The sequence below is a fragment of the Nocardioides aurantiacus genome, from assembly GCF_003752505.1.
GTDB lineage: Bacteria > Actinomycetota > Actinomycetes > Propionibacteriales > Nocardioidaceae > Marmoricola > Marmoricola aurantiacus.
Map to the genome: position 1 here is coordinate 2625078 of NZ_RKHO01000001.1, position 24835 is coordinate 2649912.

Annotated in this window: 24 protein-coding genes and 2 tRNA genes; 7 read left to right on the forward strand and 19 right to left on the reverse strand. The window is 73.1% G+C overall.

Features of this window, described 5'->3' with window-relative positions; translation table 11 throughout:
- Positions 1-21: 21 nt before the first annotated feature.
- The 14 genes from EDD33_RS12545 to metG form a co-directional block, all read right to left on the reverse strand.
- Positions 22-918 (reverse strand): hypothetical protein, encoded by an 897-nt coding sequence (locus tag EDD33_RS12545; protein ID WP_123391260.1) that lies wholly within the window; start codon positions 916-918, stop codon positions 22-24.
- A gap of 125 nt (positions 919-1043) precedes the next feature.
- Entirely contained in the window at positions 1044-2321 is a 1278-nt protein-coding gene (clpX, locus tag EDD33_RS12550; protein WP_123391261.1) for an ATP-dependent Clp protease ATP-binding subunit ClpX, read from the reverse strand.
- A gap of 135 nt (positions 2322-2456) precedes the next feature.
- A complete protein-coding gene (locus EDD33_RS12555; RefSeq protein WP_123391262.1) occupies positions 2457-3071 on the reverse strand; it encodes an ATP-dependent Clp protease proteolytic subunit in 615 nt (204 codons plus the stop codon).
- Between the two features lie 40 nt (positions 3072-3111).
- Positions 3112-3711, reverse strand: coding sequence for an ATP-dependent Clp protease proteolytic subunit (locus EDD33_RS12560; RefSeq protein WP_123393391.1), 600 nt, complete (start codon positions 3709-3711; stop codon positions 3112-3114).
- A 115-nt stretch (positions 3712-3826) separates the two neighbouring features.
- A complete protein-coding gene (locus EDD33_RS12565) occupies positions 3827-5086 on the reverse strand; it encodes a lipase family alpha/beta hydrolase (protein ID WP_123391263.1) in 1260 nt (419 codons plus the stop codon).
- 71 nt (positions 5087-5157) lie between these two features.
- Positions 5158-6615, reverse strand: a complete 1458-nt coding sequence (gene tig / locus EDD33_RS12570) for a trigger factor (protein WP_170169804.1) — start codon at positions 6613-6615, stop codon at positions 5158-5160.
- A gap of 40 nt (positions 6616-6655) precedes the next feature.
- Positions 6656-6728, reverse strand: a tRNA-Pro gene (locus EDD33_RS12575).
- Between the two features lie 38 nt (positions 6729-6766).
- Positions 6767-6837, reverse strand: a tRNA-Gly gene (locus tag EDD33_RS12580).
- Positions 6838-6929: 92 nt separating this feature from the next.
- Positions 6930-8015 (reverse strand): PP2C family protein-serine/threonine phosphatase, encoded by a 1086-nt coding sequence (locus EDD33_RS12585; protein WP_123391265.1) that lies wholly within the window; start codon positions 8013-8015, stop codon positions 6930-6932.
- Positions 8016-8022: 7 nt separating this feature from the next.
- Positions 8023-8862 (reverse strand): Fpg/Nei family DNA glycosylase, encoded by an 840-nt coding sequence (locus tag EDD33_RS12590; RefSeq protein ID WP_123391266.1) that lies wholly within the window; start codon positions 8860-8862, stop codon positions 8023-8025.
- Complete coding sequence (locus EDD33_RS12595; protein ID WP_123391267.1) at positions 8855-9352, reverse strand: ribose-5-phosphate isomerase; 498 nt, start codon at positions 9350-9352, stop codon at positions 8855-8857. Before EDD33_RS12595 ends, EDD33_RS12590 begins: the two co-directional genes overlap by 8 nt.
- 34 nt (positions 9353-9386) lie before the next feature.
- Positions 9387-9956: an LURP-one-related family protein gene (locus EDD33_RS12600; RefSeq protein WP_123391268.1), complete on the reverse strand. Its 570-nt coding sequence runs from the start codon at positions 9954-9956 to the stop codon at positions 9387-9389.
- A 30-nt stretch (positions 9957-9986) separates the two neighbouring features.
- Positions 9987-10877 carry an alpha/beta hydrolase gene (locus EDD33_RS12605; RefSeq protein ID WP_123391269.1) on the reverse strand — a complete coding sequence of 297 codons (891 nt, stop codon included), beginning with the start codon at positions 10875-10877 and terminating at the stop codon, positions 9987-9989.
- On the reverse strand, positions 10877-12709 hold the full coding sequence (gene metG / locus EDD33_RS12610) for a methionine--tRNA ligase (protein WP_425463850.1): 1833 nt from the start codon (positions 12707-12709) through the stop codon (positions 10877-10879). The genes EDD33_RS12605 and metG overlap by 1 nt, the downstream gene beginning before the upstream one ends.
- A 96-nt stretch (positions 12710-12805) precedes the next feature.
- Between metG and EDD33_RS12615 the strand changes: the two genes are divergently transcribed.
- The gene (locus EDD33_RS12615; RefSeq protein WP_123391271.1) at positions 12806-13501 is read left to right on the forward strand and encodes a GOLPH3/VPS74 family protein; all 696 of its coding nucleotides are present in this window, start codon (positions 12806-12808) and stop codon (positions 13499-13501) included.
- On the opposite strand, the gene EDD33_RS12620 is transcribed toward EDD33_RS12615, so the two are convergent.
- Positions 13494-14099 (reverse strand): mycothiol-dependent nitroreductase Rv2466c family protein, encoded by a 606-nt coding sequence (locus EDD33_RS12620; protein ID WP_123391273.1) that lies wholly within the window; start codon positions 14097-14099, stop codon positions 13494-13496. The two genes, EDD33_RS12615 and EDD33_RS12620, sit on opposite strands and share 8 nt — an antisense overlap.
- 54 nt (positions 14100-14153) lie before the next feature.
- Between EDD33_RS12620 and pepN the strand changes: the two genes are divergently transcribed.
- A complete protein-coding gene (pepN, locus tag EDD33_RS12625; RefSeq protein ID WP_123393392.1) occupies positions 14154-16697 on the forward strand; it encodes an aminopeptidase N in 2544 nt (847 codons plus the stop codon).
- Between the two features lie 189 nt (positions 16698-16886).
- Here the strand turns inward: pepN and EDD33_RS12630 are convergent, their stop codons facing one another.
- Both EDD33_RS12630 and EDD33_RS12635 read right to left on the reverse strand, forming a co-directional pair.
- The gene (locus EDD33_RS12630; protein WP_123391275.1) at positions 16887-17267 is read right to left on the reverse strand and encodes a DUF5130 family protein; all 381 of its coding nucleotides are present in this window, start codon (positions 17265-17267) and stop codon (positions 16887-16889) included.
- On the reverse strand, positions 17254-17646 hold the full coding sequence (locus EDD33_RS12635) for a hypothetical protein (RefSeq protein ID WP_123391278.1): 393 nt from the start codon (positions 17644-17646) through the stop codon (positions 17254-17256). The genes EDD33_RS12630 and EDD33_RS12635 overlap by 14 nt, the downstream gene beginning before the upstream one ends.
- 61 nt (positions 17647-17707) lie before the next feature.
- On the opposite strand from EDD33_RS12635, the gene EDD33_RS12640 reads away from it, so the two are divergent.
- From EDD33_RS12640 to EDD33_RS12650, 3 genes are all read left to right on the forward strand, one after another.
- Entirely contained in the window at positions 17708-18691 is a 984-nt protein-coding gene (locus EDD33_RS12640) for a mechanosensitive ion channel family protein (RefSeq protein ID WP_246003502.1), read from the forward strand.
- Positions 18692-18758: 67 nt separating this feature from the next.
- Positions 18759-21296, forward strand: a complete 2538-nt coding sequence (locus tag EDD33_RS12645; RefSeq protein WP_123391280.1) for an SCO7613 C-terminal domain-containing membrane protein — start codon at positions 18759-18761, stop codon at positions 21294-21296.
- A gap of 29 nt (positions 21297-21325) precedes the next feature.
- Positions 21326-21730, forward strand: coding sequence for a globin (locus tag EDD33_RS12650; protein ID WP_123391282.1), 405 nt, complete (start codon positions 21326-21328; stop codon positions 21728-21730).
- Positions 21731-21738: 8 nt separating this feature from the next.
- Here EDD33_RS12650 and EDD33_RS12655 read toward each other — a convergent pair whose 3' ends face one another.
- Together EDD33_RS12655 and EDD33_RS20565 are read right to left on the reverse strand one after the other, a co-directional pair.
- Positions 21739-22548 (reverse strand): acyl-CoA thioesterase, encoded by an 810-nt coding sequence (locus EDD33_RS12655; protein ID WP_148077071.1) that lies wholly within the window; start codon positions 22546-22548, stop codon positions 21739-21741.
- Between the two features lie 23 nt (positions 22549-22571).
- Complete coding sequence (locus tag EDD33_RS20565) at positions 22572-22763, reverse strand: hypothetical protein (RefSeq protein ID WP_123391286.1); 192 nt, start codon at positions 22761-22763, stop codon at positions 22572-22574.
- Between the two features lie 113 nt (positions 22764-22876).
- Between EDD33_RS20565 and EDD33_RS12665 the strand changes: the two genes are divergently transcribed.
- Entirely contained in the window at positions 22877-23482 is a 606-nt protein-coding gene (locus tag EDD33_RS12665; protein WP_123391288.1) for a TetR/AcrR family transcriptional regulator, read from the forward strand.
- 71 nt (positions 23483-23553) lie between these two features.
- The gene (locus EDD33_RS12670) at positions 23554-24768 is read left to right on the forward strand and encodes an acetyl-CoA C-acetyltransferase (protein ID WP_123391290.1); all 1215 of its coding nucleotides are present in this window, start codon (positions 23554-23556) and stop codon (positions 24766-24768) included.
- Positions 24769-24835 lie beyond the last annotated feature (67 nt).

Below are 24835 nucleotides of genomic sequence, written 5' to 3' on the forward strand. Positions count from 1 at the left end.
TGCCCGGGGTGCTGCCTGGGCTCAGCGGCCCCGGCCGCGCCCGCCGTGCGAACCGTGCGACTTCCCGTGGCCGCGCTCGTCGCGGGCGGCGCGGTCGTCCCGCCGGGCACGATCGGGTCGCTCACGCTCGACCCGCGTGGGGCGCTCGACCCGAGGCCGCTCGACGCGTTCGGGCCGCTCGGCACGCACCCGGTCGGGCCGCTCCTGACGCACGGGACGCACCGGGCGCTGCGGCCGGACGACCGGAGCCGGGGTCGCCGTGGGCGCCGCGAAGGACGGGCGTCCACCGGAGCTGCCCTTGCCGGCGTTGCCCTTGCCGGAGCTCCCCGTGCCGGAGCTGCTGGGCGGCTCGGGGGTGGCGACCACGCCGGCCTGCGGCTGCGGTGTGGTCGGCTCGGACGGCCCGGCGGGCCGGGTCGGGGCGAACGGCCGCACCGTCACCGGGCGCGTGGTGGGCCGTGGCGACGGGCGGGGCTTGGTGGCCCCGTTGCCCGCGGTCGGACGGGCCGCGGCGGTGACGGGACGGGCTGCCGTGCTGCGGGTCGAGGCCCTGGCCCCGACGGTGCGCGCGAGGACGGTGGTCACCGCGGACGTGCTGCTGGCCGCGGTCGGGGCGCTCGTGGGGCTGTCGGCGGGGGTGCCGGCCGTGGCGGTGGCGGCGGCGGTCGGTCCGACGACGAACGGAACCCCGAGCGCCTCGGGCAGCGGGGTCGCGGGCGCTGCGGGCCGCGGCGTCGGCTGGGCCGCGAGCTGCTCGCCCAGGAGCAGCGTGGTGCCCCGGACGTCGCGGGCCTGCGCCATCGCCGCCTGCTCGTCGCGCACGTCGGTCGGCCGGCTCAGCGCCTGGCCCAGGATCAGGGCGGCCAGGCAGCTCACGCCCAGGAACGCCAGCAGCGGCCGCCGGTGCTGTGCCTGCATGCTGCCTCCCCCGCCTTCACGACCCTGTGGGCCGCCCCCGTAATGGCAAGAATACGGGCAAAATCGGACTTGCGGTGGGTGGTCTAGCAAAGCGGGCAGGTGGTCTACCCCGGAGAGGCTCGGGGCTAGGCCGACTTCTTCTTCTTGGGCTCCTCGCGGGGCACCAACGTCGGGTTCACGTGGTCGGAGACCACGTCGCCGGTCACCACGACCTTGCCGATGTCGGTGCGCGAGGGCACGTCGTACATCACGTTGAGGAGGACCTCCTCGATGATGGCGCGCAGTCCGCGGGCACCCGTGCCGCGCTCCATCGCCTTGTCGGCGATGGCCTCGACGGCGTCGTCGGTGAACTCGAGCTCGACACCGTCGAGGTCGAACAGCTTCTGGTACTGCTTGATCAACGCGTTGCGGGGCTCGGTCAGGATCTGCACGAGCGCGGCCTGGTCGAGCTTGTTGACGCTGGCGATGAGCGGGAGCCGGCCGATGAACTCGGGGATCAGCCCGAACTTGACGAGGTCCTCGGGACGCACCTGGTCGAACATCTCGTCGGGGTCGGTGTCGTTGGTCGCCCGCATCTCGGCGGTGAACCCCAACGACTTCTTGCCCACGCGCTGCTCGACGATGTGCTCGAGGCCCGCGAACGCACCGCCGACCACGAACAGGATGTTGGTGGTGTCGATCTGGATGAACTCCTGGTGGGGGTGCTTGCGCCCACCCTGCGGCGGCACCGAGGCGGTGGTGCCCTCGAGGATCTTCAGCAGCGCCTGCTGCACGCCCTCGCCCGAGACGTCGCGCGTGATCGAGGGGTTCTCCGCCTTGCGGGCCACCTTGTCGATCTCGTCGATGTAGATGATGCCCGTCTCGGCCTTCTTGACGTCGTAGTCGGCCGCCTGGATCAGCTTGAGCAAGATGTTCTCGACGTCCTCGCCGACGTAGCCGGCCTCGGTCAGCGCCGTGGCGTCGGCGATGGCGAAGGGGACGTTGAGCATCCGCGCCAGCGTCTGGGCGAGGTAGGTCTTGCCGCAGCCGGTGGGGCCGATGACGAGGATGTTGGACTTGGCCACCTCGACCGCGTCCTCACGGCTCTTCGACGAGCCCGACGCCACCCCGGCCTGCACCCGCTTGTAGTGGTTGTAGACCGCGACCGCGAGCGACTTCTTGGCCTGCTCCTGGCCGATGACGTAGGAGTTGAGGAACTCGAAGATCTCCCGCGGCTTGGGCAGCTCGTCCAGACCGACCTCGGAGGTCTCGTTGAGCTCCTCCTCGATGATCTCGTTGCACAGGTCGATGCACTCGTCGCAGATGTAGACCCCGGGGCCTGCGATGAGCTTCTTGACCTGCTTCTGGCTCTTGCCGCAGAAGGAGCACTTCAGGAGGTCTCCCCCGTCACCGATCCGTGCCATGCACACCCTCTTCGTCGGACTGGGCCCCGGCGACCCAGTGCATCCGGCACCGCCTCGCGGCGGTGTCTCGAAACCGTACTCCGATGTCGTCCCTCCCACGTGGGGACACGACGACCCGGACGGCGCAGGAACGGGCTAGCGCCCGGCCCCGATCGCCACGGCCTTGCGGGACTCCAGCAGCGAGTCGATCAGGCCGTAGTCCAGAGCGCCCTGGGCGGTGAGGATCTTGTCGCGCTCGATGTCGAGGTTGACCTCGGCGGGCGTCTTGCCCGAGTGCTCGGCGATGAGCCGCTCGAGCAGCTCGCGCATCCGCAGGATCTCGTTGGCCTGGATCTCGATGTCCGAGCTCTGGCCGTAGGTGCCCTCGGTGTAGGGCTGGTGGATCAGGATCCGGCTGTTGGGAAGCGCCAGGCGCTTGCCCGGCGCGCCGGCGGCCAGCAGCACGGCCGCGGCGGAGGCGGCCTGACCCAGGCACACCGTCTGCACGTCGGGCTGGATGAACTGCATCGTGTCGTAGATGGCGGTCATCGCCGTGAACGATCCACCGGGGCTGTTGATGTAGATCTGGATGTCGCGCGAGGGGTCCATCGACTCCAGGCACAGCAGCTGCGCCATCACCGCGTTGGCGATGTCGTCGCTGATCGGGGTGCCGAGGAAGATGATGCGGTCCTCGAAGAGCTTGGCGTAGGGGTCGATGCGACGGACGCCGTAGGACGTCCGCTCCTCCCACTGCGGGATGTAGTAGTTCATGTCGAGCTCGATTCTGGTCGCGTCGGGACGGTCGGGAGGGTCACTTGCCGCGGGCCGGGCGGCCCTCGTCGGCCGCCTCGCGGGCGCTGCTGATGACGTGGTCGATGAAGCCGTAGTCCTTGGCCTGGCTGGCGGTGAACCAGCGGTCGCGGTCGGAGTCGCGCTCGATCTGCTCCAGGGTCTGGCCGGTGTGCTCGGCGATCAGCTCCTGCATCACCTTCTTGATGTGCAGCGACTGCTCGGCCTGGATCCGGATGTCGGACGCGGAGCCGCCCATGCCGCCGGAGGGCTGGTGCATCATGATCCGCGCGTGGGGCAGCGAGTAGCGCTTGCCCGCCGTGCCGGCGCAGAGCAGGAACTGGCCCATCGAGGCCGCGAGGCCCATGGCCACGGTCGCGACGTCGTTGGGGATGTAGTTCATGGTGTCGTAGATCGCCATGCCGGAGTCCACCGAGCCGCCGGGGCTGTTGATGTGGAGGAAGATGTCGGCCTCGGGGTCCTCCGCGCTCAGCAGGAGCAGCTGCGCGCAGATCGCGTTGGCGTTCTGGTCGCGCACCTCCGAGCCGAGGAAGACGATCCGCTCGCGGAGCAGACGCTGGTAGATGTGGTCGTCGAGACCGTAGGACGACCCGCCGTTCATCTGCGGTGCGACGCGGTCGGGCCGGTCGGTCGTGGAGTTCTCAGTCACGGGACCGACCCTAGACGGCTGCTCCGACAATTCCACGGGCCCACCCCCCGTGTTCGCCCACAGCGGATCAGACGGGTGCTTCCTCGCGGGTCGGGGGGTCGGTGCGGTCGCGCAGCCAGCCCTTGAGGGCGGCGTACACGTCGTCGTGGTTGAGCAGGTCGAAGTGACCGCCCCGGATGTGCAGCGTCTCGGCCCCGGGGAACATCTCCTGCCCACGCCGAGGCCGGCCCAGCGCCGAGGCGTAGGGCACGAGCATGTCGCCGAGCGAGGCCGCCGAGACCGAGCCCGACGACCTCGACAGGGTCGCGGCCACCAGCCGGTAGCGGGCCCGCGGCAGGTTCTGCACGTCCCGGGCCAGGCCGTGGCGCAGGTCGAGGATGCCCACGGAGCGGTACTCCAGGATCCGGCCGAAGGGCGCGGACTCCGGCAACCGGCCGAGCGCCGCGACGCCGCGGTTGACGACCCGCTCCAGCGGTGCGCCGAGGTGCGGCGTGCCGAGGCACACCACGTCGGTGACGAGGTCGGTCCAGGGGGTGTCGCGGTCGGTGGTCACGGCGCACGCGGCCCGCAGGATCAGCCCACCCATCGAGTGCCCCACCAGCGCGAGGCGGCGCACGTCGCTCGGCCAGCACGCCACCAGCCGGTCGAGCAGCGCCGCCATCGCGACGCCGTTCTCGGCCACCGGGAGCCCTGTGTTGACCCGGACGAAGACGGGGGTCCACCCGTCCTCGGTCCGCAGCCGCTCGCCGTAGCTGGTGGTGACCGCGGACCGGACCTCGGGACCGACCGGGCCCTCGGTGGCGGGGTCCTCGCGCCGCGGTCGCGCCTCGCGGTTCCAGAACGCCTCGTTCTCGCACAGGCCGTGCACGAACACGACCACCTTCTCCCCCGCGTCCGGGAACGCCGCGGCCACCCCGGCGGGGTCGAGGACGACGTCCTGGTGGCCGACCCGCACGCCCATGTCGAAGGCGAAGGGGTGGGCCTCCTCGGCCAGCCGGTCCCCGATCAGCCCGTTGACCGCCGAGGTGAGGAAGCGGCCGTGGGGCGTGTCCTCGAGCCGGCCCCCGACGCCGGTGCGGCCGACCTGGGTCAGGCCTCGGGCCCCGGCCTTGAGACCGACGCTGATGCCGCCGTAGACGCATCGGGCGATGCCGTCGTGCAACCGGTGGGAGACCGTGGGCCCACCGCCGTTGAGCTTGTCGTTGATCCCGTGGATGCGCCCGGCGATCGCGCCGTGCACGTCACGGACCGTGCCGAGGAGGAGGTCCTCCGCATAGTGGGCCGCCAACGCGGCCGCGTCCAGGTTGTTCGCCTCTGCCTGCTTCACAGTGAACAAGTGTTCACCGAAAAGCGGGGCCGGGTCAACGACCCGGCCCCGCTCGTCGCGTGGTGATCTGCTCAGGACTCCTTGGTGTCGCCCTCCGCGTCCGCGGCGGGCTCCTCCGAGGACTCCGTGGCGGTGTCGGTCGCGGCCTCGTCGGCGGGCGCCTCGACGGCGTCCTCCGCCTCCTCGGCCGCGGGCTCACCCAGGCTGCCGTCGGGACGGAGGTTCTTCAGGTCGACCGGGTTCCCGGACTCGTCGGTGACGGTCGCGGACTCCACGATGCTCGCCAGCGCCTTGCCGCGCACGACCTCGGAGACCATCTCGGGCACGTGGTTGTGCTCGAGCATGTGCTTGATGAACTCCTCGGGGTTCTGGCCCGACTGCTGCGCACGGCGCATCAGGTGGGCCTGCAGCTCCTCCTGCTCGACGCCGATCTCCTGGCTCTTGGCGATCTCGTCGAGCAGGAACTGCGACGCCACGGCGTCGCGCACGCGCTTCTCGAGCTCGGCCTCGAACTCGTCGATGGTCTGCTCCTCGGAGTCGAGGTAGGCCTCCATCGTCATGCCGGCGTAGGCCAGCTGCTGCTCGATCTCCTGCCGACGGGCAGCGAGCTCCTCGGTGACGAGGCTCTCCGGCAGCGGCACCTCGGCGCCGTCGAGCAGCTGCTCGAGGACCGCGTCACGGGCGGCCGCGGCCTGCTCGAGGCGCTTGCCACGCTCGAGCCGGGTGGTGACGTCGGCGCGCAGCTCCTCGACGGTGTCGAACTCCGAGGCGGTCTGGGCGAAGTCGTCGTCGAGCTCGGGGAGCTCCTGCTCCTTGACGGCCGAGACCTTGACGGTCACCGAGACGTCCTGGCCGGCGAGGTCGCCGCCGACGAGCTGGGAGGTGAAGGTCGACTCCTCGCCGGCGGAGAGGCCGCGCAGCGCGTCGTCGATGCCCTCGAGCATGTCGCCCGAGCCCACCTTGTAGGAGTAGTCGGAGACCTGACCGCCCTCGATGGCCTCGCCGTCGGGGGTGGTGGCCTCGAGGTCGATGGTGACCAGGTCGCCGTCGGCGGCAGCGCGCTCGACGTCCTTGAGGGTGGCGAACCGCTCGCGCAGCGCCTCCACCTGCTCCTGGACGTCCTCGTCGCTCACGGCCAGGTCGTCGACCTGCACGCTGAGCCCCTCGTACGACGGCAGCTCGATGCTCGGCCGCACGTCGACCTCGGCGGTGAACTCGAAGAGCGTGTTGTCCTCGAGCCGCGTGACGTCGATCTCGGGCTGGGCCAGCGGCTGCAGGTCGTTCTCCTGCAGCGCCTGCACGTAGAGCTGGGGCAGCGCGTCGTTGATCGCCTGGTCCAGGACGGCGCCGCGGCCGACCTGGCGGTCGATCACCGGCGGCGGGACCTTGCCCTTGCGGAAGCCGGGGATGTTCACCTGCTTGGCGATGGACTGGTAGGCCGCGTCGAGGCTCGGCTTGAGCTCCTCGAAGGGCACCTCGACGGTGATCTTGGCCCGGGTCGGGCTCAGCGTCTCGACGGCGCTCTTCACAGGTCTGTCTCCTCGTTGTGGTCGGTGGTGCGTCGTGGGGTCGGGGCGACAGGACTCGAACCTGCGGTCTCCTGCTCCCAAAGCAGGCGCGCTAGCCACTACGCTACGCCCCGCGAAGGGCTCTCCCACGGGCGTGGGAAGGCCCTTGCAGAGCGGATGACGGGAATCGAACCCGCGTCATCAGTTTGGAAGACTGAGGCTCTACCATTGAGCTACATCCGCGCGCCCGGGCGCGCGTCAGCGCGCCTGTGCTTCTCGGGCACGGACCATCGTGCCACAGCCGCGTGCCCTGGTCCGAACCAGCCCCGGGCGGGCTACCAGCGTCGGTGCACCACGATCAGGGCGCGGTCGTCGTTGGTGTGGGTGATCGCGGAGACGGTCCGCTCCGCGGCGCCGTCGAAGCCGCGCTGCAGCATCCCCTCCCCCAGCCCCGCGAGCTTGTCGATGCCCAGCGAGATGTCGCGCGTGGCGGTCTCCACCAGCCCGTCGGTGAACAGCATCAACCCGTCGCCGGCCGCCAGGCGGCCACGCACGCACTCGAAGTCGGCGTCCGCGATGAGCCCCAGCACGGGACCGTCGGAGGCCACCACCGTCCACCGGCCGGACCCCGCGTGCAGCCAGACCGCCGGCGGGTGACCGGCCTTGCGCAGCTCGAAGTCACCGGTGGCGAGGTCGAGGTGCAGGTGGACGGCGGTGGCGAAGCCCTCGTCCCAGTCCTGCCCCATCAGGTAGGTGTTGGCCGCGGGCAGGAACTCCTCGCCGGGCAGCGCCGAGACGATGCCGTTGAAGGCCCCCGAGAGGAACAACGAGCGCGAGCCCGCCTCGACCCCCTTGCCGGACACGTCGACCAGGACGACGTCGAGCCGGTCGTCGACCGAGCGCCGGGCGACCACGAAGTCGCCGGCGAACTGGGTGCCGCCGGCCGAGCGCACCACGGCCTCCACCGACCACCGGTCGGGCAGCTCCGGCAGCACGCCCTGGCGCGAGATCCGGTCGCGCAGGTCGACGAACATCGACTCCCCGCGCGGACCGGACACGCCGAGCCGGCTGCGGCGGAAGGAGGTGAACAGGATGATCGTCGCGACCGCGAAGATGGTGCCGGTGCGCACGGCCGACCTGGCGTTGAGGTTGACCTCCGGGGCCAGCAGCATCACGCACACGCCGAGGCAGACCAGCACCGTGAACCACGGCAGCGTGCGCGGGCCGAGCCACAGGCTGCCGATGATCAGGGGCAGCACCAGCGTGGTGGTGGGCACCCACTCGTAGGCCACGAGACCGGCCACCACGATGCCCACGGTGAGGACGACGAGCACCACGAGCGCCGGGGTGTCGGACGCCGAGAACGACGCCCGCAACCGACGGCGTGCGTCGGGGAGGGACAGGGACTCCAGCAGGCTCACGATCGGCCTACCCTACGGCGCGCGAGCGGAACACGGGCTGGCAACGCGGACACCAGAAGGAGTTGCGGTGCTGCAGCTCCTCGGTGCGCACGGTCGCCCCGCACACCAGGCAGGGCTGGCCCTGCCGGCGGTAGACGTAGTTCTTGACCCGCCGGCGCTCGACCTTGGATGCCTCCCGCGCGACGGCGGCGTGCTCGGGGCGCAGGGTGCGGATCTGGCCCGCACGCACCCCGTCGTGCAGCAGCACCACGAGGTCCTCCCACAGGGCGGCGAACTGGCCGCGGCGCAGCGTCCTGCCGGGCCGCAACGGGTGGAGCCGGTGCCGGAAGAGCACCTCGGCGCGGTAGACGTTGCCGACGCCCGCCACCACCGCCTGGTCCATCAGCAGCCCGCCGATCGGCGCCCGGCTGCGGCTGATCCGGGCCCAGGCACGCTCGGGGTCGGCGCCCGGGTCGAGCGGGTCGGGACCCAGCCGGTCCAGGATGCCCTGGCGCGCCTCCGGGGTGACCAGCTCGCAGGCCGTGGCACCGCGCAGGTCGGCGTACGCCGATCCGGAGACCAGCCGCCACCGCACCTGCCCGACCGGGTCGGGCGCCGGACCGGGCTCGGGGACGGCGCGCACCACGAACTTGCCGTAGAGGCCGAGGTGCACGTGCACGGCGCGGTCCTGCTCGAAGTCGACGAACAGGTGCTTGCCGCGCGAGCTCGCGCCCAGCAGAGTCAGCCCGTCGAGCTGCTCGGCCGAGTCCTGGAACCGCCCCTGCGGGCTCCCCGAGGCCACGACGTCGCCCGCGAACGCGTCGCGCAGCGAGGTGGCCAACCGGAAGAGGGTGTGGCCCTCAGGCATCCGGGCCGAGCCCGACCGCCGACTCCGGCAGCGGCGGCAGCTCGCCGGTGGTCTCGTACGCCGAGAGCATGCCGATCCGCCGGGAGTGACGCTCCTCGCCCGAGAAGTCGGTGCCGAGGAAGACCTCCACGAAGCGGGTCATGTCCTCCAGGCTGTGCATCCTCCCCCCGACCGAGACCACGTTGGCGTCGTTGTGCTGGCGCCCGAGCGCGGCGGTCTCCTCGCTCCACGCCAGCGCGCAGCGGACACCGTCGACCTTGTTGGCCGCGATCTGCTCGCCGTTGCCGGAGCCGCCGACGACGACGCCGAGGCTGCCGGGGTCCGCGACCACGCCCTGCGCCGCCCGCAGGCAGAACACGGGGTAGTCGTCCTGGGCGTCGTGGACGAAGGGGCCGTGGTCGACCGGCTCGTGCCCCTGCTCCCGCAACCACCCGACGAGGTGGTCCTTGAGCTCCAGGCCGGCGTGGTCGGAACCGAGGTGCACGCGCATGGCGCCAGGCTAGTCCGCGGCCCGGGGGCGCGCTTCAGCGGGCGAGCAGGGCGTCCAGCCCCACGGCCATCGAGGCCGCGAGCCGGAAGTCGATCCGGGGGTCGGGCACGGTGACGGTGTAGCGGTCGCGCAGCGACATCTGCCGCTCCGAGCTCATCACCACCTGGCCGGTCTGGTTGTCGACGAAGTCGAAGTGGAACGAGAACGGCAGGTCGACGAAGCGCCGCAGGATGGCCACCACCTGGTTGCGCTCGCGGCCGGTCGCCTCGAGACCGGGGGCGCTGAGGTGGAAGGTCGAGCGCAGCAGGCTCTGCCCGAAGTCCTTGCGGAACGAGCCGAGGTGGCCGCCCTCCGCGTCGCGCACGTCGTAGCCCGCGTTGAGGTCCATCCGCTGCCGTGCGGCGAACGAGAAGGCCGGCTGGGTGCGGCCCTCGTCGCGGAAGAAGGTCACCTGCTCCTTGAAGGCCATCCGCTTCTGCTGGGCGATCGCCATCAGCCGTCCGTCGGACCCGTCGGGGTTGGCCTCGGTGATCGCGTAGCGGTTGACCATCATGGTCACCTTCTGGCGGACGTAGAACCGGGGCAGGTGCATCTGGGCGCTCATGGCGCACACCCTAGGAGGCCGGGGCCCGGCTCAGGGGTGCATCCGCAGGAAGCCCGCGACCTGGCGCGTCAGCGGCTCCGCGGCGTCGAAGACCGACGGGTGGCGCCAGAAGCCGTGGACCTGCCCGAGGTAGCGCGTCGCCGTGACCTCCACGCCCAGCTCGGCCAGGCGCCGCGCGAGCAGCTCGCCCTCGTCGCGCAGCGGGTCGCCCTCGGCGGTGGTGACCAGCGTCGGCGGCAGCGTGGCCAGCCGCGCGTCGCTGGATCGCAGCGGGGCGAGGTCGGGGTCGTCGAGGTCGGCGGGCGTCGCGGCGTACTGCTGCCAGTACCACTCCGCTCCCCCGCGCTCGAAGCCCACGCCCTCCAGCCCGTACGACCCGCCCTCGCCGTGCGGGTCGAGGAACGGGTAGGTCAGCGCGAGCGCGGCGAACCGGCCGGGGTGGCGCAGCGCGGCGACGAGGGCGAGGTTGGCGCCCGCGCTGTCTCCGTGGGCGTACGCCGGGCCGGCGAGCCCCTCCGCGTCGGCGTGCGCGTCGAGCCAGCCGACGACCGTCGAGACGTCGTCGGGCGCGGCCGGGAACCGGTGCTCGGGCGGCCGGCGGTAGTCGACGCTCAGCACGGCCAGGCCGCACCGGTCCGCCAGCCGCCGGGCGGCGTTGTCGTGGACCTCGACGTCGTTGAGCACGAACCCGCCGCCGTGGAGGTGCACCACCACGCCCGGCGCGGCAGCCGCGGGCACGTAGAGGCGGCAGGGCACCCCGTCGGCGTCGACGTCGCGCACGTCGGCCACCGGCTCCCGGGGCTCGGCCAGCGCCGCGCGCTGCGCGTCCGCGCGCGCCGCGGCGACGTCGAAGCCGGGGTCCTGCACGGGGGTGTCGCCGGCGGCGGCCTCGACCGCGTGCCGGGCCTGCGGGAACAGCATCAGGACGCTCCTCCGTCGGCCAGCCGCGCGAGCTCCTCGTCGACGACCTCGGGGTCGAGCTTGGTGAAGACCGGGGTCGGCTTCGCGACCGGGGTGCCCGGCACCACCGGACGGCGCTCCCAGCGCGCGGCGGTGGTGTAGTCGCCGGTGAGCACCGGGTAGCCCGGACCGCCGTCGAGGTCCTCGGACTCGACCAGCTCGGGCATGGGCTGCACCCGGCCCTCCCCGCCCAGCACGAGGTCGACCGCGTTGGCCGAGAACGGCAGGAACGGCGAGAGCACCGTGTTGAGGTCGGCCACGCACTGGGTCAGGACGTGCAGCACGGTGCCCAGCCGCTCGCGCTGGTCCTCGCCCTTCAGCGTCCACGGGGCGGTGTCGGTGACGTAGCGGTTGACCTCGCCCACGACCTTCATCGCCTCGCCGATCGCGGCCTTCTGCCGGTGCCGGGCGATCAGGTCGCCGACCACGGTGAAGCTCTGCTCGACCCGGGCCAGCAGCGCCTCGTCGGCCTCGGTGAGGGGTCCGGCCGCCGGGACCTCGCCGAAGCTCTTGGCCACCATCGAGGCGGTGCGGTTGACCAGGTTGCCCCACCCGGCGACCAGCTCGTCGTTGGTGCGGCGCACGAACTCGGCCCACGTGAAGTCGCTGTCCTGGTTCTCCGGGCCGGCGGCGGCCACGAAGTAGCGGAACGCGTCGGGCTGGTAGCGGCTGAGCAGGTCGCGGACGTAGATCACGACGCGCTGCGAGGAGGAGAACTTGCGGCCCTCCATGGTGAGGAACTCGCTCGAGACCACCTCGGTGGGCAGGTCCAGCTCGCCGAGGCGGCCGGGCTCGCCGCCCTTGTCCCCCTTGCCGGAGTAGGCCAGCAGCTCGGCCGGCCAGATCTGGCTGTGGAAGGTGATGTTGTCCTTGCCCATGAAGTAGTACGACAGCGCGTCGGGGTCGTTCCACCACTGCCGCCAGGCCTCGGGGTCGCCGGTCCTGCGGGCCCACTCGATGCTCGCCGAGAGGTAGCCCACGACCGCGTCGAACCACACGTAGAGGCGCTTGCTGGGGTTCTCGCGCCAGCCGTCCAGCGGGACCGGGATCCCCCAGTCGATGTCGCGGGTCATCGCGCGGGGCCGGATGTCCTCGAGGATGTTCTGGCTGAACTTGATGACGTTGGGCCGCCAGGTGCCGCTGGCCTCGCGCTCGTCCAGCCACTCCCCCAGGGCACCGGCCAGGGCGGGGAGGTCGAGGAAGAAGTGTTGGGTCTCCACGAACTCCGGCGTCTCGCCGTTGATGCGCGAGCGCGGGGCCTTCAGGTCGGCGGGGTCGAGCTGGTTGCCGCAGTTGTCGCACTGGTCGCCGCGGGCCTTGTCGTAGCCGCAGATGGGGCAGGTGCCCTCGATGTAGCGGTCGGGCAGGGTGCGCCCGGTGGAGGGGCTGATGGCGCCGTACGTCGTCTGCTCGAGGAAGTAGCCGTTGGCGTGGACCCCGGTGAACAGCTCCTGGACGACCGCGGTGTGGTTGCGCGTCGTCGTACGGGTGTAGAGGTCGTAGGAGATGCCGAGGGCCGCGAGGTCCTCGGCGATGACGCGGTGGTTGCGGTCGGCGAGCTCCTGGGGGGTGACCCCCTCCTCGTCGGCCGCGATCAGGATCGGGGTGCCGTGCTCGTCGGTGCCCGAGACCATCAGCACGTCGTGGCCCGCCATCCGCATGTAGCGGCTGAAGACGTCGGAGGGGACGCCGAACCCGGCCACGTGGCCGATGTGGCGGGGGCCGTTGGCGTAGGGCCACGCGACGGCGGACAGCACTCTGCTCATGACGGTGATCCTAGGTTCCGGCGACATCTCGCACGCGTGGCGGGGAGGCGGGTCGACCGACGCCACCTCCCTCAGCAGCGGGGTGGGGGCGCCTTCCGCGCAGGCACTGCCTACCGTCGTGGCATGACCCCGGAGTACACCTCGACCGGCGAGAAGCTGCTGCTCCTGCTGCTCGACGACGAGTCGGGGCTGCTCAGCCGCGCCGACCGCCTCGACGCCGTGCTCGGGGCCGCCCACCTGCTCGACCTGGCCAGGCTCGGCTACGTCACGGTGCAGGCACCCACGCGCAGGTGGGGGTTCCTGGTCGGGGGCACGGTCCGGGTCGTGGGGACGCTGCCCGGCCTCCCGGTGCTGCGCTCGGCGTACGACGTGGTGGCCGCGGAGGAGGGCGACTCCCTCGCCGTGGTGAAGCGGCTCGGCCGAGGACAGCGCGACGCGCTCCTGCAGCGACTGGTCGACCGGGGCCTGGTGGAGCGGCGCCGGGGCCGGTTCCTCGGGCTCCCCGCCACGGTGTGGCCGGCGGTCGACGGGGAGCAGGAGAGGCGCACGCGCGGTGCGCTGACCGCCATCCTCGTGCACGGCTACGCCGCCGACGCGAGCTCCGCCGGCCTGGTCGCCCTGCTCCACGGCCTCGGTCTGTCCCACGCGGTGGTCGAGCGCGGCCCGGTCCCGGCCGCGACGGTCTCGGCACGGGCCAGGGCGATCGTCGAGGGCGACTGGGAGGACGACTACGTCGCGCGACGCGTGCCCTCGGTCCAGGCGGCCATCGAGGTGGCCCACCGCACGGTGAACGCGGTGACCCCCGGCCGGGCTAGCTGAAGTCCAGCTCGGCCGAACGGCTCCGCTTGAGCTCGAAGAACAGCGGGTACGACGCCACCGCGACGCAGCCGTCCCACAGCTTCCCGGCCTCCTCGCCGCGCGGCGCCTTGGTGATCACGGGGCCGAAGAACGCGGTGCCGTTGATGTGGATGGTCGGCGTGCCGACGTCGTCGCCGACCGCGTCCATGCCCTCGTGGTGGCTCTTCGCTACGGCCTCGTCGAGCGAGGCGTCGTCGTAGGCCTCGATCAGCTCGGCCGGGAGACCGGCGTCGGCGAGGGCGTCGACCGCGATCTGCCTGCCGAACTCCTGGCCCTCGACGTGGATGCGGGTGCCCATGGCGGTGTAGAGCGGCAGCAGCACCTCGCTGCCGTGCTCCTGCTCGGCCTTGATGCACACCCGCACCGGACCCCAGGCCGCGTCGAGCATGTCGCGGTAGTCCTGCGGGATGTCCTTGTCCTTGTTGAGATAGGCCAGGCTCATCACGTGCCAGTGCACCTCGACGTCACGCACCTGCTCGACCTCGAGCATCCAGCGTGAGGTGATCCAGGCGAAGGGGCAGCGGGGGTCGAACCAGAAGTCGGCGCGGTCTTTGCTCATGGTGGGCGAACCTAGCCGGACGGCCGCTGATTCCCGAGTGACATGATCGGTCCCATGCCTGGAACCAACCTGACCCGCGACGAGGCGCAGCAGCGCGCCCGCCTCCTGGAGGTGGCGTCGTACGACGTCGCGCTCGACCTCACCTCGAGCGAGACCACCTTCGAGTCGACCACCACGCTGCGCTTCCGCTGCGCCGAGACCGGGGCGGAGACCTTCGCCGACCTGGTCGGCGCGACCGTGCACGAGGTGGTCCTCAACGGCACCGCCCTCGACGCCTCCCAGGTGTACGCCGACCACCGCATCGCGCTGGCCGGGCTGCAGGCCGACAACGAGCTGGTCGTGCGCGCCACGCTCCCCTACTCCCGCACCGGCGAGGGCCTGCACCGCTTCGTCGACCCCGCGGACGACCGGGTCTACACCTACTCCCAGTTCGAGGTCCCCGACGCCCGCCGCGTCTACACCACCTTCGAGCAGCCCGACCTCAAGAGCCGCTTCACCTTCCACGTGACGGCCCCCGCCGACTGGGTCGTGGTGAGCAACGCCGCCACCCCGGAGCCCGAGGCCCTCGACGGCAGCCGCGCGGTGTGGCACTTCCCGGCGACCGAGCCGATGTCGACCTACATCACCGCGATCGTGGCCGGCGAGTACCACGCGGAGCACGACGTCTACCGCGGCAAGCACGGCGACATCCCGCTCGGCCACTACTGCCGGCAGTCGCTGGTGGAGCACATGGACACCGCCGAGCTGGTCAAGCTCACCAGCCAGGGCTTCGCCTTCTTCGAGGAGGCCTTCGACTACCCCTACCCGTTCGGCAAGTACGACCAGCTCTACGTGCCGGAGTACAACATGGGTGCGATGGAGAACGCCGGCGCCGTCACGCTGCGCGACGAGTACCTCCCCCGCAGCCGCCAGGACGCCTCGTTCTACGAGTTCCGGGCCTCGGTGATCCTCCACGAGATGGCCCACATGTGGTTCGGCGACCTCGTCACCATGCGCTGGTGGGACGACCTGTGGCTCAACGAGTCCTTCGCCGAGTGGGCCTGCTACCACGCGGCGGTGGAGGCGACCGAGTTCGACGAGTCGTGGACCGGCTTCACCAACGCCCGCAAGAACTGGGCGCTGCGCCAGGACCAGCTCCCCAGCACCCACCCGATCGCGGCCGACAACCACGACCTGCAGGCCGTCGAGGTCAACTTCGACGGCATCACCTACGCCAAGGGCGCCTCGGTGCTCAAGCAGCTGGTCGCCTGGGTCGGGCTCGAGAACTTCCTGGTCGGGCTGCGGGCCTACTTCCGGGCCCACGCCTTCGGCAACTCCGACTTCAGCGACCTGCTGAGCGCGCTGGAGACCGCCTCGGGCCGCGAGCTGGACTCCTGGGCCAAGGAGTGGCTGCAGACCAGCGGCGTCAACACCCTCACCCCGCGCTCGGAGACCGACGCCGACGGCGCCTACACCGCGTTCCGCATCGAGCAGACCGCCACGGTCGAGCACCCGACGCTGCGCCGCCACCGGCTCGGCATCGGGCTCTACGACGAGGTCGACGGCCACCTGGTGCGTCGTACGTCGGTGGAGGTGGACGTCGACGGCGAGACCACCGAGGTCGCCGAGCTGGTCGGCGTACGCCAGCCCGACCTGCTGCTGCTCAACGACGGCGACCTGACCTACGCCAAGATCCGGCTCGACGAGCGCTCGCTCGCCACCGTCGTCGGCGGCCTCGGCCGGCTCGACGACAGCCTGGCCCGCGCCCTGTGCTGGGGCGCCGCCTGGGACATGACCCGCGACGCCGAGATGCGGGCCACCGACTTCGTCGAGCTCGTGCTGGGCAACATCGCCGGCGAGACCGACGCGTTCGGCTCCTCCCGCATCCCCGGCTACGCCAGCCAGGCCGTGCACCACTTCTCCGACCCGGCCCACCGGCCCGCGCTGCGCGCCCGGTGGGAGGGCGGCCTGCGCGACCTGCTCGACGCGGCCGAGCCCGGCAGCGACCACCAGCTGACCTTCTCCCGGGCGCTCGCCTCGGCGGCGCGCAGCGAGGAGTCGGTGGCGCTGCTGGAGGGGTTGCTGGACGGCACCGCCGGCATCGAGGGCCTGGTCGTCGACACCGACCTGCGGTGGACGCTGCTCTCCGCGCTGGCGCGCGAGGGTGCGGCCGACGACGCGCGCATCGACGCCGAGCTGGAGCGCGACCACACCATCTCCGGCCAGGAGCGCGCGGCGTCCGCCCGCGCCGCCCGGCCGACCGCGGAGGCCAAGGCCGCCGCGTGGGAGCTGGCCGTGGTCCGCGACGACGTGCCCAACGAGACCCAGCGCAGCGTGGTCCTGGCCTTCATGCAGCCCGGCCAGGAGGAGGTGCTGCGGCCCTACGTCGCGCGCTACCTCGAGGTCGCGGAGACGCTGTGGGAGGACAAGGGCACCCAGCGCGCCTCGACGGCGCTGGAGTGGCTGTTCCCTCGGCCGATGGCCTCGCCCGAGCTGCTCGAGCAGGTCACCACGTGGCTGCGCGAGTCACCGGCCAACCCGGCGGCGAAGCGCTACGTGCGCGAGGGTGCGGCCGACGTGGAGCGCTACCTCGCCGGTCAGGCGCACGACCGGGGCTAGCGCCGAGCGGGCACGTGTGCTGAGCCCGGCGACGCCGAGCGGGCACTTCTGCTGAGCCCGGCGACGCCGAGCGGGCAGGTGTGGCCAGCGCGCCGGCGTACGACGCGGCACAACTGCCCGGTCGGCGAGTTCTGGCCGAGCACAGCTGCCCGGTCGGCGAGCCCCGGCGCCCGCCGCTCGCGCTGCGGCTCAGCTGCCGTGGAGCGAGCGCGGTGCGCGGGCCGCGTCGGCGAGCTGTGACACGCCGTGCTTGACGCCACCGACGACGTCGCCGGCGGCGAAGGAGCTCTGCATGCCGGCGACGGCGAGGCGGACGGCCTCGTCGCTGAGCGTGCGGCGCACGACCTCGCCGGTGACGACCTCGAGCCGGCGGGCGGCCGGGTCGACGAGCACCATCACGCTGCGGGCCGGGTTGGCCAGCGCGGCGTGCAGCCGGTGGGCGTAGGCACCGGGCTCGCCCTGCGCGGCACCGACGTAGACCGAGAACTCGTAGCGGCAGACCGTCTCGGCGTTGCGGATGGCGCGGTCGATCTCCGCCTGCTGGGCGCCGTTGAACTCACCAGTGGGCACTGGTGCCACCCGCGCCCTTGCCGGCCGACTCGATCTGCTCCGGCGTCACCTGGTCGGCGGCGCCGAGGCCCTTGGTGGGGCCGCCGAACCACTCCGGCTCGCCCCGCCAGGCGGCGCCCTGCTCGTAGCCCTTGTCGCGGGCCATCGAGGGCAGCACCGTCAGCAGCGCCACCACGGCGGCGATGCCGACCGGGATGATCACGAGCACGAGCAGGAAGCCCAGGACCGAGACGTCGGGCGCCTGCTCCCACGCGGCGGGGGTGTCGGCCGAGGCCGGGGTCACCGCCGCCGCCGCGAGCACGAGGCCCAGGGCGCCGGCGGGCGCGAGCAGGGTGCGGCGGACACGGCGGGCGCGACGGCCGGAGTCGTGAGTCAACACACTCCCAGGATAGCCGGGCTGGGCTTGGTCGGGCTCCACGCGGGCTCGTAGCCTCCCTCACATGCTCGTCCCCACCCCCCTGCTCGACATGCCGACCCAGTGCCAGGAGAGCGACAGCTGGACCTGCGCCGCCGTCTTCGAGTGGACCGGCAACGAGGCGTTGGCCCGGGCGGCCACCTGGCTGATCGGCAAGCCGGCCGCCATCGTGGCCATCCTGGTCGGCGCCCTCGTGGTGCGGTGGCTGGCCAGCAAGGCGGTCGACCGCGTCGTACGCCGCGCCACGGTGACGCCCGCCCCCGGCGGCCGCGCCGGCCACACCCGCCGGGCCCAGCGCGCCCGCAGCCTGGGCACGCTGCTCAAGAGCATCGGCACCACCGTGGTCTTCGGCATCGCCTTCGTGATGGCGCTCTCGGAGATCGGCGTCGACGTCGCCCCGATCCTGGCCAGCGCCGGCGTCCTGGGCCTGGCCATCGGCTTCGGCGCCCAGAACCTGGTCAAGGACTTCCTCTCCGGCGTGATGATGATGATCGAGGACCAGTACGGCGTCGGCGACGCCGTCGACCTCGGCGAGGCGGTCGGCACCGTGGAGGCGGTGGGCCTGCGCGTGACGCGGGTGCGCGACGTCAACGGCACCGTCTGGTACGTCCGCAACGGCGAGATCCTCCGCGTCGGCAACCAGAGCCAGAACTGGGCGCGCACCGTGCTCGACGTCAACGTGGGCTACAACGAGGACCTCGTGCGCGTGCGTCGGATCCTCGAGGAGGTCGCCCACGGCCTGTGGGACGACGAGGACTTCCGCGACCTGGTCATCGAGGAGCCCGAGGTCTGGGGCGTGGAGAACCTCGGCCCCGACGCCGTGGCGGTGCGGGTGACGCTCAAGACCGCGCCGCTGGAGCAGTGGGCCGTCGCCCGGGAGATGCGGCAGCGGATCAAGGCCCGCTTCGACCACGAGGGCATCGTGATCCCGCTCCCCCAGCGGGTGGTGTGGCACCACGACGCACCCGGGGCCCCTGCGGCTCCTGCCTCCCCGGCAGGGGCTGAGTAGGGCTACTCTCCGCGGTCGAGTAGCGCGCCGGACGGCGTCGGGCCCCGCCCGGGCCGATGATCGGGCCATGAGCCGACTCGCCGACCCCCGCGTGTGCCCGGACTGCCGGGCCGACCTGGACCCGGACGGCCGGTGCCGCGGCTGCGGGCTGCACCTGCGCGGCCCCCTCGCGGTCGAGCTGTGGGGGGTGATGCAGTCGGCCGACGCGCTGGTCGAGCGGCTGCGCGCGGCGGTCCCGGTCGCCGTCCCGGCGAGCGTCCCGGCGAGCGTCCCGGCGAGCGTCCCGGCGAGCGTGCCCGTGGCCGCCCCCGCCACCGCTGCGACGTCGTCCGCGCCGGTCCCCCCGCCGCCTCCCGGTCGCGGCACCGGCGTCCCGGCGTCGTCGGTCCCGGTCGTGCTGCTCACCCTCGGCGGGCTGTGCCTGATGGTCTTCGCGCTGATCTTCGTCGGCGTCGCGTGGAGCCTGCTCGGGCTGCTGGGCCGCACCCTCGTGCTGCTGGCGGTCACGGCGTCCCTGGGCGGCGTCGCCGGCCTGATGACCCGCCGCGGCCTGCGGGCCTCGGCCGAGGTGATGTGGGTGGTCACCGCCGGCATGCTCACGATCGACCTGTACGCCGCCCGCGCCTCGGGCCTGCTCGGGCTCGACGCGCTGCCCGACCGCGCCGGGCACGCGCTGGTCGGCACCGCCCTGCTGGGCCTCGGTCTCGGGGTCGCGCTGCTGGCCCGTCGTACGCCGCTGGGCACGGTGTGGTCGATGCAGGCGGTCGCCGTCGCCGGGGCCGCCCTGGTGGCCGCCGCCCAGGCGTGGACCCGCCCCGACCCCGCGCTCGCCTCGACGCTGGCCGTCGTCGTGGCCACCGGGCTCGGGCTGGTCGTCCGGCCCCGTGTGCGCGGGGCCGGCCTCGGGCTGCTGGCGCTGGCCCCCGTGAGCTGGCTGGTGCTGCTGGCCGCCGGCGTCGTCCGCAGCCTCGAGCCGCTCGAGGCCGCCACCTGGTGGGCCCAGGGCCGCTGGTGGCCGCTGCTCGCGGCGGCCCTGCTCGCCGCGGTCGCGGTCCACGCGCCCCGGGTGCCGCCCCTCGCCCGGCCCTGGGCGGCCGGGCTGGCGCTGCTCCCGGTCGTCGCGGCCGCCAACGCGCCCGCCACGCTGGGGTCGTCCTCGGCCGACGAGGTGGCGATGGTCGTCTCGGTGCTCCTCCTCGCTGCGGTCAGCGCCCTGGCCTCCCCGACCTGGGCACGGGCCGGCGCCGTGCTGGCAGCCGTCGGCACGCTGCTGCTCGGCCTCGTCCTGGCGGGCCGGTCGCTGGTGGTCGTCGGCGAGGTCGCCACCGGGCCGACCGCACCGGCCACCGGCCTGCTCCCGGCGCCCTCCGACGGCGCGGTGTCCTCCTGGACGGCCGCCGTGATCGCGGTCGGCGTCGTGCTCGGCGCCGCCTCTCTGCTGCGGCACGCGGCCGAGCCCGACGTCCCCGTCTCCCCCGCCACGGCCCGCGGCATCGTCCTGGCCGCGGCTCCCGGCGTGCTGGCGCTGGGCCTGCTCGTGCTGCTGCTCGGCCTGGAGCCGGTGCGCTGGACCGCCGCCCTGGGCGGTCTCCTCGCCACCGGGGTCGCGGCCGGGGCGGCCTGGTGGTGGCGCCACGAGGTGCCGGCCGCGGTCGCCGCGTCGGCGGTCGCGGCGTACGTCGCGATGCTGGCCCTGGGCCTCTCCGCCGGGTCCGACGAGGCCTGGCTGCCCGCCGCCGTCGCCACCGCGCTCGCGGTGCCCGCGCTGGCCGCGGCGCTGCTGCGCGACCGCGAGCGGGCCGCGACCTCAGCCGCGCTGCTGGCCGCCGTCGGCGTGCTGCTGGGCGGGGTCGCGCTGCTGACCTGGGGCGCCCAGCTCGACGTGGGCGAGACCGCGCAGGCCGTCACCCTCGCGTCGTACGCCGCCGTGGTGGGCCTGCTCGCCGCGCCGGTGACCCGGCTGGCCGCCACGCGGGTCGCGCTGGAGGCAGCCGCCCTGGTGGCCGCGGCGGGGGCCGTCGCCCTCGCCCCCGGCGCCGCGGAGGCCGCGGTCGCGCTCACCGTCACCGGCTCGGCGGTCGCCCTGCTGGCGGTGCTGCACCGCGACCGTGAGCCGCTCGCCTGGCTCGCCACGGCCCTGCTGGCGACCGCCACGCTGCTGCGGGTGGTCGCCGAGGTGACGGCGCCCGAGCTGGTGACGCTGCCGGCCGCCGCGCTGCTGCTCGCCGTCGGCACCCTGCGGCTGCGTCGCGACGCGACGATCGGCAGCGCCCGGGTTCTGGGCTCAGGTCTGGTGCTCGCGCTCGTCCCGAGCCTGCTGCTGGCCCTGGCCGACCCGGTCTCGCTCCGCGGCGCGCTGGTCGGCGCCGCCGCCGTACTGACCCTGGCGTGGGGCGTCACCCAGCGGCTCGCGGCGCCCTTCGCCGTCGGTGCCGCGGTCACCGCCGTGCTGGTGCTGCGCCACCTCGGGCCGGTCGCCGACGCCGTCCCCCGCTGGGTCACCATCGGCGCCGTCGGGGTGGCCCTGCTCGTCGTGGGCGTCACCTGGGAGTCCTCGCTGCGCAGCATCGACCGCGCCCGGCGCTACGTCACCTCGCTGCGCTGACCGTCGGGCCCGGCCGTCATGATGAGGGGGTGAGCACCTTCTACGACGAGATCGGCGGCAGCCCGACGATCCGCGCCATCGTGCACCGCTTCTACGCGGGCGTAGCGCAGGACGAGGTGCTGCGGCCGATGTACCCCGAGGCCGACCTCGGTCCCGCCGAGGACCGCTTCGCCTCGTTCCTCGAGCAGTACTGGGGCGGGCCCACCACCTACTCCGAGCGTCGCGGCCACCCGCGGCTGCGGATGCGGCACGCGCCGTTCCCGGTGACGCCGACCGCGGCCCAGCACTGGCTGCGCCACTTCCGCGACGCCCTCGACGAGGTCGCACTGCCGCCCGAGCAGGACCAGCAGTTCTGGGACTACGTCACCCACGCCGCGCAGTTCATGGTCAACACCCTGGAGGAGCCCGAGGAGGTCCCGCGCCCCGGGCGGTAGCCGGCCGGTCAGGCCAGCTCGGCCCGCAGCCGCTCCCGCTGCGGGTCGGTGAGCGCGACCGGTCGCTGGGTGTCGAGGTCGAAGCCGACCAGCACCACCAGCCCGGTCGCGAGCACGGCGTCCCCGGCGTCGGGGTCACGCAGCTCCGAGCGCACGACGAACGACTTCTGCCCCACGTGGGCGACCCACGCCTGCACGTCGTACGCCGCCGCGCGCGGCCGCACCGGGGCGAGCAGCCCGACGTCGGTGCGGGCCACCACGACGCGGCCCCAGTCCTGGCCCCGCTCGTGCAGGTCCATGAAGTAGAGGATGCGGCTCTCCTGGAAGAACTCCACGACCGCGTCGTCGCGGACCAGCCCGTCGGCACCGAGGTCGGAGCCGCGCACGGACAGCGCCAGGTGGTGGCGACCCGGTCGGCGCTCGCCCCGCACCTCGCGCCAGGCGAGCGGCTCGTCGCGCAGGTCCTCGAGCCGGGCGCGGAGGCTGTGGTCGGGCGCGTCGTCCAGCACCACCGTGGTCTCGGCCCGGAGGTGGGTGACGCTGCCCGACGGCGCCTCGTCCCGGACGAGGTGGGCGAGCCGCAGCTCGGCTCCGTCGACGTCGCTCACCCAGGTGTCGACCAGGACCGGGCGCCGGCCGAAGACCAGCGGGGCCGCGAAGTCGATCCGGTGGCCGGTGACCCGCCCCGACCCGGCCCCCAGGTCGGCGAGGAACGCCGCGCGGGCCTGCGCCAGGTAGTCGAGGTAGGTCACGTTGTTGACGTGGCCGAGCAGGTCCATGTCGGCCCAGCGCAGCGGAACGGCACAGGTGTGGGGCACGCGCAGATGCTCCCAGAGGCGGATCAGTGACCCAGGGCGAGGTGGCCGTAGTAGTGCAGCACGCCCTCGTGGCGGCGCAGCCGGGTCCGACGGTTCTGCGCCACGACCGGCGTGGTGGCGACGAGCGCGACCGCGGCGAGGACCAGCGCGAGGCCGGTGAGGACGGCGAAGCCGACCAGGAAGGTCAGCAGGTGGGGCAGCACGACGATGCTCATGGGGGGACATCCTTTCTACGTGTGTAGAACCGACTCTACGTCTGTAGAAAGACCGGGACCAGGCGGCCGGTAGTGTCCTGCGTCACCGACGCACCGCTGGAGGAGGGAGACCCGTGGCAGCGCCCTCCCCCGGCTTCTCCGAGCGCCAGCGGCGACTCCTCGAGGCGGGCGTCCGGGTCGTCGCCCGCGCGGGGCTGCGCGGCCTGACCCACCGGGCGGTCGACCAGGAGGCGGGGCTCGCGCAGGGCACCTGCTCGGCGTACATGCGCACGCGGCTGGCGCTGCTCACCCGCCTCACGGAGTACGTCGTGCACCGGCTCGCCGCGGACATCGACGCCCTGACCGCCGACCTCGAGGCCCACGGGGTCGACCCCGACCACGCGCTGCGGGCCACCTCGGCGGTGCTGCGCGGCTGGCTGCGCGACCCCGACCTGCTCGTCGCGCGCATGGAGCTGTCGCTGGAGAGCACCCGCCAGCCCGAGCTCGCGGTGCCGGTGCGGGCGCACGGCGAGCGGCTCGTCCACGTCGTGGAGCACGCCGTCGCCCGCGCCCATCCGGCCTGGACGGCCCAGGAGACCTCGCTGCGGGCGAGCACGCTGGTCGCGGCGCTCGACGGGGTGCTGCTGCGCAGCCTGCGGGAGCCTCCGGAGGGGCGGGCCGCCGGGCTGGAGGCCGCCGTCGGCCTGCTCCTGGAGCAGCTCGTGGCCGCCCGTCCCTGACCCCGCGGAGGGGCGTCTAGGCTGGCAGGCGGCTACCGGTCGGTAGTCACCTCCGAGACCAGGGAGCACCCATGCCCGAGGCAGTGATCGTGTCCGCAGCCCGCACCCCCATCGGGCGTGCCAACAAGGGCTCGCTCAAGGACTTCCGTCCCGACGACCTCACGGCCCTGGCCGTGCGAGCCGCGCTGGACAAGATCCCGGCCCTGGACCCGACCACGATCGACGACCTGATCCTGGGCTGCGGCCTCCCCGGCGGCGAGTCCGGCTTCAACATGGGCCGCGTCGTCTCCACGCTGCTGGGCCTGGACTCCGTGCCGGGCACCACCGTGACGCGCTACTGCTCCTCCTCGGTGCAGACCTCCCGGATGGCGCTGCACGCCATCAAGGCCGGTGAGGGCGACGTGTTCGTCTCGGCCGGCGTCGAGACCGTCTCGCGGTTCGCCAAGGGCACCTCCGACCACCTCCCCGGCACCGTCAACCCCCGCTTCGACGATGCCCAGTCGCGCAGCGCGAAGCTTGCCGAGGGCGGCCAGGACTGGCGCGACCCGCGCGAGGACGGCGACCTGCCCGACATCTACGTCGCCATGGGCCAGACGGCCGAGAACGTCGCCAACCTGCGCGGCCTGGACCGCCGGGAGCTGGACGAGTTCGGCGTGCGCAGCCAGAACCTCGCCGAGAAGGCCATCGCCGATGGCTTCTGGGCCCGCGAGATCACCCCGGTCACCACCCCCGACGGCACCGTCGTCAGCGCCGACGACGGCCCGCGCGCCGGCGTCACCTACGAGTCGGTCGCCGGCCTGAAGCCGGTCTTCCGGCCCGACGGCGTGGTCACGGCCGGCAACTGCTGCGGCCTCAACGACGGTGCGGCCGCCGTGGTCGTCATGTCCGACACCAAGGCGGCCGAGCTGGGCCTGACCCCGCTCGCGCGCATCGTCTCGACCGGCGTCAGCGGGCTGTCCCCCGAGATCATGGGCCTCGGCCCCGTCGAGGCGACCAGGCGGGCGCTGGCCATCGCCGGCATGTCGATCGGCGACATCGACCTGGTGGAGATCAACGAGGCGTTCGCGGCCCAGGTCGTCCCGTCGTACCAGGAGCTCGGCATCGACCTCGACCGGCTCAACGTCAACGGCGGCGCCATCGCCGTCGGTCACCCCTTCGGCATGACCGGGGCGCGGCTGCAGAACACGATGATCAACTCGCTGGACTGGCACGACAAGTCCACCGGCCTGATCACGATGTGCGTCGGTGGCGGCCAGGGCATGGCCATGATCCTCGAGCGCGTCTGACCCACGGCCCGACCCGACGCCGCCGCTTCACGCCCCTCCGGGTGGGTCGCGGCGGCGTCGTCGCACC